Annotated in this window: 8 protein-coding genes; all 8 read left to right on the forward strand. The window is 57.5% G+C overall.

Features of this window, described 5'->3' with window-relative positions; all coding sequences use genetic code 11:
- Window positions 1-119 precede the first annotated feature (119 nt).
- The 8 genes from CUU80_RS08145 to CUU80_RS08180 all read left to right on the forward strand — a co-directional run bounded on the left by CUU80_RS08145 (window position 120) and on the right by CUU80_RS08180 (window position 18385).
- Window positions 120-4553 carry a PD-(D/E)XK nuclease family protein gene (locus CUU80_RS08145; protein ID WP_100496816.1) on the forward strand — a complete coding sequence of 1478 codons (4434 nt, stop codon included), beginning with the start codon at window positions 120-122 and terminating at the stop codon, window positions 4551-4553.
- On the forward strand, window positions 4550-8458 hold the full coding sequence (locus CUU80_RS08150) for an ATP-dependent helicase (RefSeq protein ID WP_100496817.1): 3909 nt from the start codon (window positions 4550-4552) through the stop codon (window positions 8456-8458). The genes CUU80_RS08145 and CUU80_RS08150 overlap by 4 nt, the downstream gene beginning before the upstream one ends.
- Window positions 8459-8779: 321 nt before the next feature.
- Window positions 8780-10042 (forward strand): MFS transporter, encoded by a 1263-nt coding sequence (locus CUU80_RS08155; protein WP_417852227.1) that lies wholly within the window; start codon window positions 8780-8782, stop codon window positions 10040-10042.
- A 306-nt stretch (window positions 10043-10348) separates the two neighbouring features.
- Entirely contained in the window at window positions 10349-11104 is a 756-nt protein-coding gene (gene dapB / locus CUU80_RS08160; RefSeq protein WP_100496818.1) for a 4-hydroxy-tetrahydrodipicolinate reductase, read from the forward strand.
- A gap of 226 nt (window positions 11105-11330) precedes the next feature.
- The gene (gene dapA, locus CUU80_RS08165) at window positions 11331-12236 is read left to right on the forward strand and encodes a 4-hydroxy-tetrahydrodipicolinate synthase (RefSeq protein ID WP_100496819.1); all 906 of its coding nucleotides are present in this window, start codon (window positions 11331-11333) and stop codon (window positions 12234-12236) included.
- Window positions 12237-12305: 69 nt separating this feature from the next.
- The gene (locus CUU80_RS08170) at window positions 12306-14159 is read left to right on the forward strand and encodes a ribonuclease J (RefSeq protein WP_100496820.1); all 1854 of its coding nucleotides are present in this window, start codon (window positions 12306-12308) and stop codon (window positions 14157-14159) included.
- A gap of 179 nt (window positions 14160-14338) precedes the next feature.
- On the forward strand, window positions 14339-16948 hold the full coding sequence (gene pepN, locus CUU80_RS08175; RefSeq protein WP_100496821.1) for an aminopeptidase N: 2610 nt from the start codon (window positions 14339-14341) through the stop codon (window positions 16946-16948).
- A gap of 543 nt (window positions 16949-17491) precedes the next feature.
- Window positions 17492-18385 carry a sulfite exporter TauE/SafE family protein gene (locus CUU80_RS08180; RefSeq protein WP_100496822.1) on the forward strand — a complete coding sequence of 298 codons (894 nt, stop codon included), beginning with the start codon at window positions 17492-17494 and terminating at the stop codon, window positions 18383-18385.
- Window positions 18386-18499: the final 114 nt, after the last annotated feature.

Consider the following 18499-nt stretch of genomic DNA (forward strand, 5'->3'; position numbering starts at 1 on the left):
TCTTCATTGATGAATGCGCTCTTCGCGCTTGCGCAACAGGATACCGCTAAGAATACAGTCCGGCATAGGAGGGCGGTAAAATTTTACCGCCCTCCTATGCCGGGGGTTACGCTTGAGCCATGACGAACAGACTTGACCCTCATGAGATTATGAACGGCCTCGATCGCGATGGTGTGACGAGGCTGATCATAGGCGCGCCGGGAAGCGGCAAGACGGGATTTGCCGTGGCGCTGCTGGTAGAGGCTTTACGCCGCTACGGTGGAGCTGGGGCGGCGATGGCCGTACCGGGACGTGTGGCTGCGGAATCTTTGAGCAATGAGGTAATTCACCGGTTGGGATTCTCGCAAGAGACGCGTCCGGTCGGTACTTTGGGCGCTATGGCATTCCGCGTGGTATCCGCTTTGCGGGCTGTTCAAGGACTGGTCGCTCCCCGTTTGCTGAATGGAGCCGAGCAGGATGCACTGCTGAGAACGGTGATGGCGGTGCATCTGAAACATGCAGCTTTGGGCGATGACTGTAATACTTGCGATTTGTTGCGTGAATACTTCGCTCAGGATGATTGGGCGCATGTGATACGTTTCGATTCCGGTGGAGATGCATTCCGCACGATGGACTCGCCAAACCTTCGCGAGTCCAACGATTCGGTGCCGGTGGTCGGTGGATCTTCCAGCGTAGAGGTGTTCACGCGCGGCATTTCAGATGCTTTCATCGGGCAATTGCGCGATATGCTCGCGAGATTAGATGAGCTTGGCGTCGGTCCGGATGAAGAAGATCGACTGTTGCGCCGGGCGATTGCGGAGCCTCGGCTGACGGTGCAATGGAAACTGGCTTTTGCCTTGCGCAAGGAATATATCGTCGCTCAGCGTCAGGCATATCCGGGGCAGTATCGTTTGGATGCGTCATACCTGTTGGTGGCTGGGATGCATGCGGTGCGTGAGGCTATGGCACTCTGGCGGCAGACGGGCAAGGTCGATGCTTCAGGGACTGACATGTCCGCTCAACTGGAATCAATGAGCATCCCGCGATTGCTGGTGGTGGATGATGTACAAGATACAACACTGGCGGGTATGCGTTTTCTTGAGGTCCTTGGCGCAGCAGGTGTCAAACTGGTGTTGGTCGGTAACCCGGATGAGTCGGTGCAATCGTTCCGTGGCTCGTATCCCGAATATCTGATGCGGCGTGCGGTGCGGGGAAGTCTTGGAGCGATTGAAGAACCTCTGGCGCGGCATGAAGGTGCGCAACAACTTGCGAATACCCAGACCGTAAGCCCTATAAGCGACCCTATCAGTATGGTGCGATTGGTCGCCAGCCGTGTTTCCCTGTCAATTCCTTCTCCGGAAGACGAGCCGTTGCCGCCTGCCTTAAGGTCAGGCAAGATCACCGATGTCTTGAATAAAACGTGTGAGCCTGGCTTACATGATGGCACATTGTTCGCGAGGCTTTACCGTTCCGCGCGCGAGGAACTTGATGACGTGGTATGGCGCATGAAGCGCTCGCATCTGGACCATGACGTCAAGTGGAATGACATGGTGATCATTGCGCATGACAATGCGACCGTCCGTCGCTATGGTGAACGGTTACGCCGCGATGGCGTACCTGTGCGCTATTCGTCGATTACTCGGCCCCTCAAGGATGAGAGTCTGGTACAGGGGTTGTTCGCGGTACTGGAACTTGCGCAGTTACGCATTGATAAGACCCAGTCGATTCGCATGAAACCCGCTGACTGTGCCTCTTATGTGCATTCGCGCGTGAGAGCGCTAATGGGTGGACCGCTGATAACTACCGGAGACGCTCCGGGAAGGGGAGTTCCCGGGCGCATCGCTCCGGTGGATTCGGCGATGAATGCGTTGGAGTCTTTAGCGCCGATTGCCCAAGATAGCGCGTTTCTCAGTTCGTTGCTCTCATCATGGGAGTCCATATGTGATTCGATACGCAGCCATGCTTGTGAAACAGGCTGTGAAACACTGTGTGAAACAGGTTGTGAAACAAGTAGTGGGGTGTCTGATGCTGGTTCACCGGTGATCGAGACCCTCGACATCGCACAGCAAGACGACGGATCCGAGTTGTCTTTTGGTGCTGATGCGTTGTATGTGATGCTGGGGTTGGATCTACCGTCGGCCCCGGCTCGGTCGGTAGTGGAAGCCGTGCATGCGGTGCTTGGCGAAGATCCACAGGCGCGGGCGTTCGCTAACTTATGGGCCATGGTGAGCAAGGTATCGAACGCCTTGCGTCGTTTGCCGGTGGAACAGCGATCACAGCCGCGCTACGCTTTGTCCGCGGCATGGGAGGCTGCGGGACTTGCATCTGTATGGCAACGAACGGCGCTGCTGAATACCGAAGATGGACGTACGGCGAATGATCGTTTAGACGCTGCCATGCGGTTGTTCCAATTTGCCGAAGATGCCGCCGCGAGCCGTGACCTGGAGGAATTCATGGCGCAAGTGCGTGGCATGGAGGTACAGGCTGATTCACTGGCGCATGTGGGCCCGGTGGAAGATGCCGTAATGCTGACTACGCCCGCCGGCGCAGCAGGCAGACATTGGCGTTATGCCTGGATACCTCAGGTGCAACAGGATGTGTGGCCGAATCTTGCCGGTCGCAATACCATGTTCGGCGGGGAAGACCTTGCCGAACTGGTGTTGAGGGGGCCGCAAGCGATATCACACAATGCCGTGGGTGGTTCCGGCATGAATCAGGATCCGCAGTTCACGGCTGTGATGTCTGCGGAGAAAAAAGGTTTTCTGGTTGCGTTGACCCGTGCCGAGCAAATCGCGATCAGCGCCGTATGGAACGATGACTTAAGTCCCTCGGATTTCCTCTTCGGATATATGCCGGAATACTTCCCAAGAAATCGACAGCAGGCGCAATTCGCTGCCGTAGGTGATTCCTCTGATGACGCATATCCGGATTACGCGGGATTGGATGCTGATCCCAGAGGATTGGTGGCGGCGGCGCGTACCGTAATGGCGACGCATGAGCCAGATGAGGTCATTGCGCGGGACGCCGCTCAGGCTTTGGCATTACTTGCCGTACATGGAGTGGAATCAGCGGATCCCGCCAATTGGGCGTTTACGCAACAACAATCTATACGGCATCACGGTGGCGATGATGCGCATCAGGCAGAAGACGTGTGCCATAGAGATGGGACGGATGGGACAGAGCACTGTCGACAACACGGTCGGTCTTCGGAGGAACGTTGTTCGTCGGCTCCTTCCGCAGCAGCGCAGACTCCAATGGCGCGAACAGCGATGGCGCGGACTTCATCGGGGCCGGATACCGCAGCGCAGTCGGTTCCGTCGCTCGTGGTAACGCTTTCGCCTTCCGCGGTTGATGGCTTATGGGCATGCCCGGTGTGCTGGATGTTGGAGAACCGTTTCGCCGGTCCGCGTATGAGCTCGGTGGCCACCGGTTTTGGCACTGTGATTCATGCTGTGGCGCAGCAAGGCAGTGAGGAGGGCTTGGATTTGCTCTCCTGCCACGCCGATCGGCTTGAGGACTTGGGATTAGATGCCACTGCATCAATAGATCAACGTATTGAAGCGGTCCATCAGCGCTTGTTGACCATATATCAGGGCAGAAGGCCTGATCCTTCCTCCATTGCGGATACCGGCAACAGGTATGCGGCGACCCGCAAAGATGAATCGGCGCAGGCCGCTCTTGGCGCTATCGCCGATTACTTTGTGCGTAGTGATGCTGATCCAGAGGCATATTTGGGAAAGAACGCCAAGAATTTTGCTATCGGACGGCTGGCCAAGGTCGAATGTGAACGTGAATTCACCGCACGATTTGGGTGGCATGAAATAGCAGCCGCCTATAATGCGTTGTCCGGTGTTCGGCCGATTGACCGTTCCACTCTGATGCGCATGATGGGGGCGTTGGTCGGTGGCTGGCCTGAAGGCATGGATGAGGGGCTTATCGTGCGTCTGTCCGGCCGTATCGATCGCATGGAGCATCGTGTTCTTGCCGATGGAAGCGAGCGTATTCGCCTGATTGACTACAAAACAGGCAAAGTGCCGTCCGTAAAGCGAATTTTCAATGATCTGCAGTTGGTGTGCTACCAGCTTGGTCTTGCTTTTCCTGAGGTCATCGATGGCGATATCCGTAAGGCCAATCGACTGGATCAGACACCCACTATTGCGCAAAGTGCACTATTCCATGTTGGTCAACATGCTGCGCCGGCGCACAGCTATGCGCCGGAAGGCGCTTTCCAACCTCCTCTGTTCGTTGACGGAGCGTTGAACGAGACGCCGTTCACAGCACGGCAGAACTATCAGAAACTTGAACGCTTCTTGGATATGCCAATGCTGAACGTCAACCAACCGCCTTGTGGGGTGCCTGTGCAGGCTTGGCAGCAATTCACCGCTTTCGCGGGTACGCAGACACTGTGGGCATTGACCATGATCGCCCGTGTCATGTATGCGGCTGCGGCCATCAGGTCGTCTGAACTTACCGCGCATCCGCAATCCACCCATATTGAGGTATGCCGTATGAAAGATGTATGCCCTGCGTGTGCTGGGCAGATCAGCACTGTATTTGAAACGAGGCAGGCATGAGCACATTTGTCCCGAGCCCGGAGCAGGCGTCCATCATCAATGCACCAGCCGATTCGGATGTTCTGGTGGTTGCCGGTGCTGGTTCCGGAAAAACCTTTACCATGACACAGCGTATCATCGCGCTTATTCACCGCGGTGTGGCACCGGAACGCATCCTTGGGCTGACCTTCACGCGCAAGGCGGCCGGAGAATTGCTGGAACGAGTTTCTTCGGCGGTAGCGGGGGAAACGGATAGCGCAGACGCATCAGCCATAATTTCGGACCGAGCGTTTCTCAAACCTGCGATTTTCACCTATGACGCCTTCTTCCAGACCATTGTGCGCCAATATGGCTTATTGGTGGGCTTTGACCAGCAGACGCAGCCACTCAGCCAAGCCGGAGCACTTCAACTTGCCACCGAAGTCATCGACGCGCATATGGATTTGGTGTTTCAAGAGGATTTCGGATCATTCTCGCACTTGGCCGGATACGTGTTGACCTTGTCTGACGCCATTGGAAGCGCCATGATTGGAGGCGACTGCGTCAGCTTTGCGCAAGCTGTCGATCTGGTGCGGCAATGGGATACGGCATTTGCCAAGCGCATCGAAACCGTGCTGGAGCATGAGACCGTGCCTGATGCCGAACCGACGATCCCCAAGATCAAACGTCTCAAGAAAGACACGGATGCCAGCTGGCAGGCCAAGCTCGATGATCGTGCTGCAGCATTGCATGCACGTTGTGCATACCATTGTGGCGAACTGCTGCAGACCGTACGCAAACGAGATATTCTCTTGCAGCTGGTCGAAGCGTACGCACAAGCCAAGCGTGAACGGAATATGGCGGAATTTTCCGATTTCACTATTGCGGCATTCCAACTGATCAGCCGTTTCCCGTCAATCGGCAAACGAATACGACGCCGGTACACTCATGTGCTGCTTGACGAATACCAAGATACTTCCACCACACAGGCTGCATTGCTTGCATCGCTGTTCCATACAAAGGATGGACGGTCCGCCGTCAATGCTGTGGGCGATCCGTTCCAGTCCATCTATGCATGGCGAGGAGCGAGTCCTGGCGCATTCCGCATGTTTCAGCGGGATTTTCATATGGATCCGGACTCCAAGCCGTTCCCCTTGTCGGTGACGAGACGCAATAGCCGCATCGTGCTTGAGGCAGCCAATGATCTGACGTTGCCATTGCGTTCCCATCCGGCACGGCCTTCCAGCTCGCTGATGCGAGAGGTGGGTGTCTCTTCGCTCGACCCTATGCCGAATGCACCAGAAGGTACGCTCGGCGTACTGGGATTTGCTACCGCCGGCCAAGAGATGGATGCGGTGGTGCGATTCTGTAAACAGGCGATTAGCCAATATCGTGCGCGCGATGGCAAGGAGGCTGATGACGGTGGGAAGGCGTCGGTCGCGGTACTGTTCCGGTCCAAGTCTCGTATGCCCCAATATCAGGAAGCGTTGGAGCAGGCTGGATTGACCACGTTCGTAGTCGGATATTCCGCATTGCTTGAACGACCTGAGATTCGTGATCTGATGGCACTGCTGCATGTGGCGTCGGACCACACGGATTCCGGATCGTTGATGAGACTGCTGGCCACACCAAGATTTGCCGTCAGCGCGGATGATCTGACACTGTTGGCACGTGTTGCCGAACAGTGCAATACCGAACAACGGTTTAGAGCGTTGGTACAAGCGGGACTGGCCTCAGCGGATGCCCCTCAGGAACAATGGGCAACTGTGGTTCGGGAGCATCGCGATCAGGTGGCGAATGCGGTGTTCCTGCCGGATGTGTTGTTGCGTACGGATATCGAATTGCTGATCAAACCCTTGAGCGAGTGGGGTCGGTCTGCGGTGTCGCATATGGCCAAGGCGCTGCGTCATGTCCATGGTGCCATCGGCCGGCCGTTGAACGATGTGATTCGTGTCGGTGTCGAAGCATTGGATCTGGATATTGACACCGTGGTGGCTGAGGCGCTGCATGACCCTCGACGTCACGCCAATCCCACGGTGGCTCGTATGCCCATGCATGCCATCGTGGATTTGGTCGATACCTATACGAGAGAGATCGCAATCGATCAGACGCCTACGTTGCGGGGATTCATGGCATGGGTCGATCAATTGTCTTCCGTGGAGGATGAGGCGGCCAATCTTCCCGATACGTCGGTGGATGTGGAATTGATGACGGTACATCAATCCAAAGGGTTGGAATGGGATGCCGTTGCCGTGGTGGGGTTGACTGCAGGAGGTTTCCCAAGCAATCAGGGCGATCATCTTAAAGTAGAGCTGGATGAGCGGCATCCCGGTGGTCTGGAACATGGACGATGGGTGGCGCCTCAGTATCGGGACGTCGCCGATTCGTGGCTGACCGACCCCACCGCGGTACCGGTACCCGTACGTGCAGATGCGGCAATTCTTCCAAGATTCCCCCATGATGCGGATGTCGCGATGTCTCCAATGGAGGCATTGGAGACGCTGGATGATGTGGAACTCATTGATGATGAGGCCTTCGGTTCCATGCGTCAGTTCGGCGATGGTGTAGACGAGGTTGATGCTTCTGGTTGGTATCTGACGCAGACGGAGGAATACGGTCGCAGACTCCATGCCGATGAACGGCGACTTATGTATGTCGCGCTCACCCGTGCCCGATCGGACGCCATGCTGACCTATAGCGCCTATGCGGGGGAATATGGCCGCGATCCTTCTGCAGTGCCTAAGGGAGCGCGTGCTGCCCAGGCTTCCAATTTCTGGCTTGAAGTACATGACGCTCTGATCTCGCACGACCATGTGGTCACGGCTCGTCAATGCGTGGAGCAGCTGGGAGATAAGGTGGCTCTCGTCTCCAAGCAAGACGAGCCGATTGAGGCTCCCGAGGGATTCTTCATAGGGGAGCGGGCTTCCGTGTACTGCAACGCCGTGATAGGCGCGGCATGGAGCACGCCAATCGCTCAACAGGATAAGGCCGAGTCGTTACCCTGGCCGGCTACCCTGAGCGCATCCATCGTTGAACGGCTTGATCGTGGCATCGGTGCCGTGCGGCAACAGATAGAACAAGCCGACCGTATCGCTGCCGGCCATATCGCTGCCGGCAAGGGTGCCGCCGCCATTGGTGGGCACGTGCAAGAGAGCCAGGGGGAGCTGGAGTGCCACCAGCCGGCTGGGCCATTGCTGCAGCGAGCGCAGATATTGGTCAGCGATGGGGATCTGATGACCGGACCATTGCAAGGGCAGGCGTTGGATGAGATGGTAAAAGCAAAAGCCCAACGTGTGTTGTCTGCAGGACGGCAGAATGTTACCGGGTTGCAGGCGCGAGTCGGCGGCATGGGGGAGCGGGAAGAACGCATGTATTGGAGAAGCATCGTTCGCCCGGTTCCGCGTATCTCATCCCCGGCAGCGGAAGCGGGCACACGATTCCATGAGTGGGCTCAGCGGTTCATCGGTGCGGGAAGCATCGATGAAAGGGGCACCAGAGAGGCTGTTGCGATGGATGAAGGCGAGCTGTTGCAGTGGCAGAAGCGGCTTGCCGCATCCCGCTGGGCTCGGCGTACCCCGGTCTGGCTGGAGCGCGCCATCGTGGTGGACGTGCCAGGCATTGGTATTGTCAACGGCAAACTGGATGCGGTGTTTGCGGGGGGATTGGATCCACGGGATTCATCCAAACGATTCACCATTGTCGATTGGAAAACCGGGCAAAGACCCACGCAACCACAGGATGTGGCGCGTAAACTCGCCCAGCTTGACATGTATAGGCTGTTGCTCGCTGTGGTGGAAGGTGCGGCGTTGGAGAGTATCGACGCTACCCTCTACTATGTCAGTGAGTCTCAGGAAGACTTGCGCGAGCTTAAAGCCCGCGCCAAAACCAAACAGGAAATCCTTACCGAGTTGAGCTCCGGAATCTCTGAACAATCCGACAACGACTAGGCCATGAAACGCCTATGACAAGGTGCCGGCGCACATACGAGCAGTTCGACTGTCATATGTCGCAATGTTCGCGCATCTGTCCGTGGGAGAAACGCACCGCGTGACGTTGCTCAGAGACCGCTACCCTCGGAAGGTACGTGTGGGCGGGCGCACGTGCCGGACGAATAATCAGTAAGGAGTAAAAGAGTGCCTACGACTCGTGTCGGTGCCAAGTCGTACCCCATCCAGTCGCCCCAGTCGCCATATGCACGTCTGTTCGCATTGCCCGGAACGAAAGCGTTCTGCATTTCAGGCGCCGTAGCCCGTCTGCCGATTTCCATGATGAGCCTCGGCATCGTGCTGGCATTGAACCACCTGTACGACAATTGGACAGTGGCCGGGACTATGAGCGCCGCATATGTGCTCGCCATGTCTTGCGTTACGCCGTTCTATGCGAGGGCGTTCGATCGATTCGGACAAGCCCGTGTCGGTCGGCTGGCGCTCGCCGTGCAGATTGCGGCAATGCTGTCGTTCGCGATTGCGGCTCTGGTACGGGTTCCGCTGGCGGTTCTCTTCGTTCTTGCCATCATCATGGGCCTCACGCAGTTCTCCTTCGGGGCTTTGGTGAGAACCCGCTGGGCGTATGCGCTGCGCAATGTGGAGAATGGCGATACTTTGCTGAATACCGCCTATGCCATGGAAGCGGCGATTGATGAAATCGTATTTATTCTGGGGCCGATTATGGCCGCTTGGCTCGCTACGTCGGTACACCCGGTCTCTCAGCTGTTCGTGCCTACTGTGGCATGCGGCATCGGCGGTACGGTGTTCTTTTCCTTGAAGTCCACGCAGCCGAACCTCCTCGTACAGGAGATCGACGTGCCGTCGAGTCCCGAACTGTGTGACGACGGTCAAGCTGCTGGGCGCAACGTCTGCGAGACCCGCGATGTCAACGACGGCGATAGCGGTGCGGGTTCGGCGCGGGATCACGCGGACCAGCTCACCTTGCGCCAGCTGAAAACACGGGCTCCTAAAGCCAGAAGCGTGCTGCTCTATGCCGGGGTGTTGCCGTTATTGGCGGTGTTCGTAGTGTTCAACATGAGTTTCACTTCCTTCGACGTCTCCATCACCGCAACGATGAAATCCGTGGGATTGGAACCATTCTTGGGTGTGCAGCTCGCCATGTTCGCCGTAGGCTCGTGCGCCGGAGCACTGATGTTCGGTTCCCGACAGCTCAAAGGCTCCCATTGGGCGCATATGGTGATGTTCCTGTCCTTGCTGACTGTGGGATATGTGTTCTTCCGCCTGACCATGGATAATCTCATCCTGCTGGGGATCGTGGAGATTCTGGCCGGTCTGACCGTTTCTCCGCTATTCGCCACCGGTAACCTCATCGTCAAGGATCTCGTGCCGGCCGAGTCGCTGACCGAGGGATTGAGCTGGGTGACCACCGCTGGCACGGTCGGCACTTCGATCGGCTCATCGGTGGCAGGCGTTGTGCTGGATGCATATGATCCTCATATCGGCATGATGCTGCCATTTCTGTTTACCTTGGCCACGGTACCGATCGCTTTGGCGGGTTGGTGGCTTGCCCGGCGACGAGCCTGAACTGGGCAGCATCAACGCTGCCTCATGATGTCCTAGGAGCGTCCCAGGAGCGTCCCGGGAGTCTTGCGCGCCCGGTGTTGAATCCATCATGAAATCCGTGTTTGGACTCATCCTTGTGTTCATGGACATTCTATTGGTTTGCCTTGGCTCAGGTGGTAATCTGTTTGCCGATTCGACGGCGTGGTGGTACTCCTTGCGCATGCCAAATGCGCAAGGAGTACCACCACGCAGAAGCAGATTGAAGACAGGATAAAGCGCCCGGTGTGAGCTGTGGCGGTGGTGACACCAGAAAGCAAGGGGAAGAGCATGATCAAGGTTTCCGTAGTTGGGGCCAAGGGACGTATGGGCTCGCATGTGGTCGAAGCGGTGAACAACGCCTCGGACACGCAATTGGCCCTCGCACTGGACGCCGGCGATGATCTGACTCAGATCACCCCCGACAATACCGATGTCGTGGTGGAGTTCACCGTGCCGAGCGTGAGCCTCAACAACGTACTCACCCTGATCGGTCAGGGCGTGGACGTGGTGGTGGGCACCACCGGTTGGACCGACGAGAAGCTTGCCCAAGTCAAGGAAGCCATCGCACAGGGTCCGAAGCCAGATGCCCAGAAGGTGTTCATCGCCCCGAATTTCGCCATCTCCGCGGTGCTTGCCGATTACTTTGCCGTAAAGGCAGCCAAGTACTTCGAATCCGCCGAAGTCATCGAGCTGCATCACCCCACCAAGGTTGATGCCCCTTCCGGCACTGCGATTCATACCGCTCGCGGTATCGCCGAAGCACGCAAGTCCGCCGGCATGTCCCCGGTGCCGGACGCCACTGAAACTGACGGCGGTTCCCGCGGTCAGGTCATTGACGGCATTCATGTGCACGCAGTCCGTCTGCGTGGTCTCAACGCTCATGAGGAGGTGCTGTTCGGCAACGCCGGGGAGCAACTGACCATTCGTGCGGACAGCTTCGATCGGACCAGCTTCATGCCTGGTGTGCTGCTTGCGGTACGCAAGTTGGCCGGCGACGCTCCTACCGGAGTGACTGTGGGTCTCGATCACTTCCTGGACTTGTGATTCACAGCGGATCCGCTGTGAATCATTGCGGCCATCGACATCACAACGGCACTGCAATCAAACAGGAACCAATATCCAATCAACACTAATTTCACTACCTCATAAGCCAGCATATTGCACATACGCGGACGGTATGTGCAGACCTGCACTACATCCGCGAGATCTATGCGGATGATGCAAGGACAAGAACAACAAAGAGTCCACAACGGGAAGTACGGTGAGCACTATGAGCGAGCATGATATCCACCTTCTTGATCCGGCGCCTTTCGGTCGTATTCTGCCGGCCATGGTCACCCCGATGAAAGCCGACGGTTCCGTCGATTTCGAAGCCGCACAGAAGCTCGCCAAGTATCTTGTCGCGGACGGTGCCGATGGTCTTGTGGTCAATGGCACCACCGGTGAATCGCCCGTCACCCACATGGACGAGAAGGTCGATCTGGTAAGAGCCGTCAAGGAAGTCGTCGATGTCCCGGTGATTTCCGGTGCCGGCTCCAACGACACCGCCCATACGGTGCGTATGGTCGAACAAACCCAGGAAGCGGGTGCCGATGCGGTGCTCGTGGTCATGCCTTATTACTCCCGCCCCTCGCAGAACGGCATTGTCGGCCATTACAAGGCTGTCGATGCATCCGCCGAAAAGCCGATCATCGTATACGATGTCCCCGGCCGTACCGGCTTGAAGGTCAAGGTCGAAACCTATGACCGTCTTGCCGAACTTGAACACGTCAAGGCCGTCAAGGACGCCACCGGCGATCTTGCGGCCGCTGTGGAGAAGCAGCAGCGTACTGGTCTCGCCTGGTATTCGGGCGATGACGGTCTGTTCCTGCCGTTCCTCTCCATCGGTGCCGTCGGCATCATCTCAGTGATTGCCCACGTCGCCTCCAACCCCATGCAGCAGCTTGTCCAGGCGTTCGATCGTGGTGACATCACCACCGCACGTCGTCTCGCCAACCAGCTCGCCCCTCTTGTCCACGCGCTGAATGGAGATGGCTATCAGGCCGTCATGGCCAAAGCGGCGCTGAAAATCAAGGGCGTAATCGACTCTACCGAAATGCGTTTGCCGAACATCGGTCCCGATGCCGTTCAGCTTGATAAGGCCGAAGAAGGCATGCGCGCATCTGGACTGCTGTAAACGGGTTGCCGTCCTCCGTCTTCGCATGACAGAGCGGAGACAACTACAGAACAACGATCTCAAGAAGTTATGGCAACAGAACAGAAGAATAACAAAGCATCCAAGAACTCGAACTCTCGTCGTCGCGGCACGGGCCGCGGACGCAATTCCGGCGCGAACAACCGCACGCCATCGCGTAAGATCAACACCCCGCAGCGGGCCACCGCCCCTCAGCAGGATGACGTGTTGATCGCGCCACCGAAGTACCGCAAGGGCTCCATGCGCATTACGCCGCTTGGTGGTCTGGGTGAAATCGGCCGCAATATGAACGTGATCGAATACAACGGTCACCTGCTGCTTATCGATTGCGGTGTGCTTTTCCCTGAGGAAGAGCAGCCTGGCGTGGATCTCATCCTGCCTGATTTCGGGTATATCAAGAACCGTCTGGACAAGGTCGATGCGCTCATCCTGACCCACGGCCACGAAGACCATATCGGCGGTGTGCCGTACCTGCTCAAGCTGCGTCCGGACATTCCGCTGATCGGCTCCAAGCTTACGCTGGCGTTCGTGGATGCCAAGTGCAAAGAGCATCGCATCAACCCCACCAAGGTCGAGGTTACCGGGCGTGACCGGCTCAAGGTCGGACCGTTCGATCTGGAATTTGTCAACGTGACCCATTCCATTCCGGATGCTTTGGCCGTCTATGTCAAGACTCCGGCCGGATCTCTGATCGATACCGGCGACATCAAGCTTGACCAGCTGCCGCTGGACCACCGCATCACCGATCTGGTGGAATTCGGTAAGATCGGCGAAAAGGGTGTGGACCTGTTGATGATGGACTCCACCAACGCCGAGGTGCCTGGCTTCGTCAAGCCGGAGACCTCCATCGGTCCGGCTCTTGATCAGGCATTCGCCCAAGCGACCCGCAAGATTATCGTGGCAAGCTTCTCCAGCCATGTGCATCGTGTGCAGCAGGTGGTGGACGCGGCCCACAAGTATGGCCGTAAAGTGGTGTTCGTCGGCCGTTCGATGGTGCGCAACATGTCCATAGCCGCTGATCTGGGATACCTGCATATCCCCGAAGGTACCGTTGTGGACCTGAAGCAGGCCAACGACATTCAGGACGACAAACTCGTCTACATGTGCACCGGTTCGCAGGGTGAGCCGATGGCCGCCTTGGGACGCATCGCCGACGGCAACCACCGCGATATCAAGATCAACGAGTTCGATACGGTGATTCTGGCCAGCTCCCTGATTCCCGGCAACGAGCACGGCGTATACAAGGTCATCAACAAGCTCGTACAGCTCGGTGCCAAGGTGGTCAACCGCGACAATGCGGCCGTCCACGTGTCCGGCCACTGCAATGAAGGCGAACTGCTGTACATGTACAACATCGTCAAGCCGAAGTGCGCCATGCCGATCCACGGCGAGAACCGTCATCTGGTGGCCAACGGCCTGATCGCCGTCAAGACCGGTGTGGACCCGCAGAATGTGGTGCTTGCCGAAGACGGCGACGTGGTGGACCTCTATCACGGCAAGGCTGCGGTCGTCGGCTCCGTGCCGTGCGGCTATGTGTATGTTGACGGCGATTCCGTGGGTGAGCTGACCGACGAAGAGCTGGAGAAGCGTCGCATTCTGGGTACTGAAGGCTTCGTCTCCGCCTTTGTGGTGGTCGACACCGACAACCGTGAAGTGGTCACCGGTCCGAAGATCTACCTGAACGCCGTGGCCGAGGACGAAAGCGAATTCGATAAGGTTCGTCACCAGATCGTCGAACAGCTCAACGACCAGATGATGCAGGGCACGAGGGACACGTACAAGCTGCAGCAGATCGTGCGCCGCACGCTGGGCAGCTGGGTCGCTCGTCAGTTGCATCGCAAGCCGATGATCGTGCCGGTTGTGGCCGACATCGCGCAGGACGTCGATGCTGAGGCGAACAAATAGTAATCAGCTGCGCAATACTTACGGCACTGCGACAAGCTGAGACAAGCTAATATGCGTGTGCCGAATCGTATGTGACAAACGGAAAACGGATAATCCCGGCCGAGCAATCCGAGCGGCCGGGATTATCGGATATCATGCAGAACCATTCGGGAACAACAAGTAAGGAGTGATAGCAAGTCATGCCCGGTTCCAATCTCACCCGCGTCGAAGCCGAAGAACGTAAGGCTATCGTCGAAGCGCCGATTCATTATCACATCAGCCTTGATCTGACCACCGGCGCGAAGACCTTTGAGTCCTCCACACTGATCTGTTTCAACGCACAGCCCGGATCGTCGACGTTCCTCGATCTGATCGCCGACGAGGTGACCTCTGTCGAACTCAACGGAGAATCCTTGGATCCCGCCAAGGTCTTCGCCGATAGCCGCGTCATGCTCCACGACCTCAAGACCAAGAATGAGGTAACCGTCAAGGCCAGGTGCCGCTACTCCAACACCGGTGAAGGTCTGCACCGTTCGGTGGATCCCTCTGACGGCAACGTCTATCTGTACTCTCAGTTCGAAGTGCCGGACGCACGTCGTGTCTACGCTGTGTTCGACCAGCCCGATCTGAAGGCCACGTTCGATTTCAAGGTGCTTGCTCCTGCAAGCTGGATCGTTACCTCCAACATGCCGGCTTCCAGCGTCGAAGATGATCCGCGGGAAACACAGGATGGAACCTTGGGCGACAAGCCGAACGAAACCACCCGTCTGTGGGTGTTCGAGCCGACTCCGGTGATGAGCTCCTACCTGACTGCGATTTGCGCCGGCCCGTACGCCGAATGGCACACCGAATACCTGAACGAGGATGGTCGTACCGTGCCGATGGCTCAGTACTGCCGCCAGTCTCTGGCCGAGGCCTTCGCCAAGGATGTGGACTACCTGTTCGACATCACCAAGAAGGGCTTCGCCTTCTATGCCAAGACTTGGGGCGTGCCGTATCCGTACGCCAAGTTCGATCAGATCTACGTGCCGGAATACAACGCCGGTGCCATGGAGAACATCGGCATGGTCACCATTCGCGACTCCTATGTGTTCGAATCCAAGGTGACCGACGCTTTGGCCGAACGTCGTGTGGTGACCGTGCTGCATGAGCTGGCCCATATGTGGTTCGGCGATTACGTGACGATGAAGTGGTGGAACGATTTGTGGCTCAACGAATCCTTCGCCGAATTCACCTCCACTCTCGCCACTGCGGAAGCCACCGAATGGCATGATGCATGGGCCACCTTCTGCTCCGGCGAGAAGAGCTGGGCCCTGCGTCAGGACCAGTTGCCCACCACGCATCCGATCGTCGCCCCGATCAATGACCTCAACGATACCTACGTGAACTTCGACGGCATCACCTACGCCAAGGGTGCCTCCGTGCTGAAGCAGCTGGTGTTCTACGTTGGACGTGAACGCTTCTTCGAAGGTATTCACAGCTACCTCAACAAGCATGCCTATTCCAACGCCACGCTTGCCGATCTGCTGGGCGAGCTGGAGAAGACCTCAGGTCGTGATCTGAAGGCTTGGAGCGCGAAGTGGCTGGAGGAATCCGGCATCAACACCATCGCAGCGTCGGTGGCCGAAGCTGCTGACGGCACTATTGCCGAGCTCAAGCTCACCCAAACCGCTCCTGAAGAGCACCCGGTGCTGCGCCCGCACCGCCTGGCCATCGGCTTCTACAACGAAGACAAGGCCACTGGCAAGATCGTACGCACCGAGCAGTTCGAACTTGATGTGGATGGCGAGACCACCATTGTTCAGGCCGCCGCAGGTAAGCCGCGACCGGCCCTGATTCTGGTGAATGACGATGATCTGACCTACACCAAGATTCGCTTCGACGCTGAGTCTCAAGCCTTCGCCGAAGCCAACCTGCATCGTTTCGACGATGCTCTGGCCCGCGCCGTGACTTGGCTGGCGTTCTGGGATATGACCCGCGATGGCGAATTCCCGGCCGAACGTTTCGTGGACATGACCCTGCGTCTGCTGGCCACCGAAACCGAATCCACCACCTTCCGCTACGCTCTGGCCTGCATGAGCACCACCGCCCACCATTATGTGGCACCGGCTCGTCGCGAAGACGTGCTGCGCCACGTGGCCGCCGGACTGTGGAAGCTGGCCAACGCCGCTGAAGCCGGCTCCGACACCCAGTTCCAGCTCATCACCGCTTACCTCGGTTACGGAGAGGAAGGCGACGAGGCATTTGCCGCCAACGCTCGTGGTCTGCTCGATGGCACGGTGAGCCTGCCGGGCCTTGACATCGATAACAACTTCACGTGGACCATCGTCAACGCGCTGGCCAGCGTGAACGAATTCGGCGACAGTGATATCGAGGCACAGCTTGCCAGGCGAGACACCACTGAAAACCGTGAGTTCGCGCTCGGCGCACGTGCCGTCAAGGGCACGGCCGAGGCCAAGGATTGGGCATGGGATCAGGCTCTGCACAATGACGATTTGACCAACTCCCAGCTGGAGGCCGTGGCTCGTGGCTTCTCCGCCACGCCGGACACCGAACTGGCCGAGCCATTCGCCGCCAAGTACTTCGAGACCGTGGACTGGATCTGGGCCAACAAGACCTACCATATGGCCGAGGCATTGCTCAATGGCCTGTATCCCGGATACGCTGATCCGGCCACGCTGACCCGTCTCGGCGATGCATGGCTGGAGGAACATTTCGCCGCTGACAATGCCCTGAAGCGTTTGATCGTGGAGAACGTGGCCTCCTCGCACCGTACGCTGAAGGTCCGCGACTACAACGCCGCCCTGTAAAGCAAATCTGCGTCGTTTCCGCTACTAGGGGCCAAGAGCTGCGGTTTCTCGCAGCTCTTGGCCCTTGGCGTTGGCCTGATGCCGGAGCCAATACCGTGCGTTTATAGAATGCCGATTGGCATAGTTCTCAGGGGATGGCAGGCAATTGCGATTGCCCGTATCATCTCTCTGATGTGGTTTGTACACATGATTTCATAGCGGGTGCTATTCGGATGATGTACCACGGTGCTGCGGTACGTTATCAATAAATACGAGGTTTCGCATAATAATCCCACGAAATTCCGCAGGTTTTCGGTTGCAAAGTTTGTTGGCCCGTTGGCTAGATTGGTACATAATGCGGATTCCAATGATTTTCCAATGAAGTGCCACGCATGACACACCATACGTTGCCCAACGCGTCATACACCACGCGGACAATTAGCTCTTGCCGTGACCAAAGAATCTTTATTCCATATAGCAGAAAAACAACCGCAATCAGTCATTGACGTCCTTAAGCTCGCTCAAGGCCGGAAGCGTCCGGTTCGTGAGAAAGGATGTCACAGGATGATTGCAGGCTTCTCCATACTGTCACTGCTGTTAATTCTGCTGGCCGGTATTGGTGCCGGATTCGTGGGATACGCGGTAGGTGCATCCTCGCTGGTTTCCTATCCGGCGCTGCTCGCCTTCGGCATTCCGCCGGTGCTTGCGAACGCATCCAATACCGTCGGCGTGGTAGGCACGGGTATCGGCGGTGTGATGGGAGCGCGTCGTGAGCTCAAAGGCCAGACCCTGCGCGTCATCACTTATGTGGCCATCGGCGCCATTGGCGGCGTCATAGGTGCGTATTTGCTGCTGGAACTCGACCCCAAGGTATTCGAATTCGCGGCCCCTGCGTTGATTCTGTTCAGCTCGTTGATCATCGCCGTCAATCCACGTGGACGTATGCAGGCCAAACAGGCCGCTGCCGATGCCGCAGCACAGCTGGCCAACATCAATTCAGCCGTGCAAGCCGTGGCATCGGAGCCGGCTGCCGAACAGCGCAAAGCCGAAGATCGCGCAGCGGGATTTCCCATTGATCAACCGGTACAGCCGATGAATCAGGATTCCTGGTGGGTTTGGATTGGCGTATGGGCCGTGGCCATCTACTCCGGTTATTTCGGAGCCGGTGCCGGCACCTGCGCGCTCGCCGTTCTGGATGCTGCCAAAATCGGGCCGTTTCACAAGATCAACGCGTTGAAAACGTTGATCGGTACCGGTGCGAATATCACTGCTTCCGTGGTGTTCATCATCAAGGGTGCGGTCGACTGGCCGGCTGCCATCATGCTGTGCCTCGGCTGTTTCATCGGCGGATATATCGCCCCACCGATTACCCGGCGCATCCCCGCGAATATCATGCGTGCAGCCGCCGTGATCGCCGGCATCGTGCTCACCATCGATCTGGCCCTCAAGACCTACTGATCTTACGTGTTTTCGTGCGAAAAGTACGTAAAACCGGCTTCGTACGCCCTCTTTACGCCCGATTCGCGCGAAACGTGCAAGGGGGCGGAAGCAGGGAAGCGAGGAGAAAAGCCG

The sequence above is a fragment of the Bifidobacterium scaligerum genome (genome assembly GCF_002802865.1).
Taxonomy (GTDB): domain Bacteria; phylum Actinomycetota; class Actinomycetes; order Actinomycetales; family Bifidobacteriaceae; genus Bifidobacterium; species Bifidobacterium scaligerum.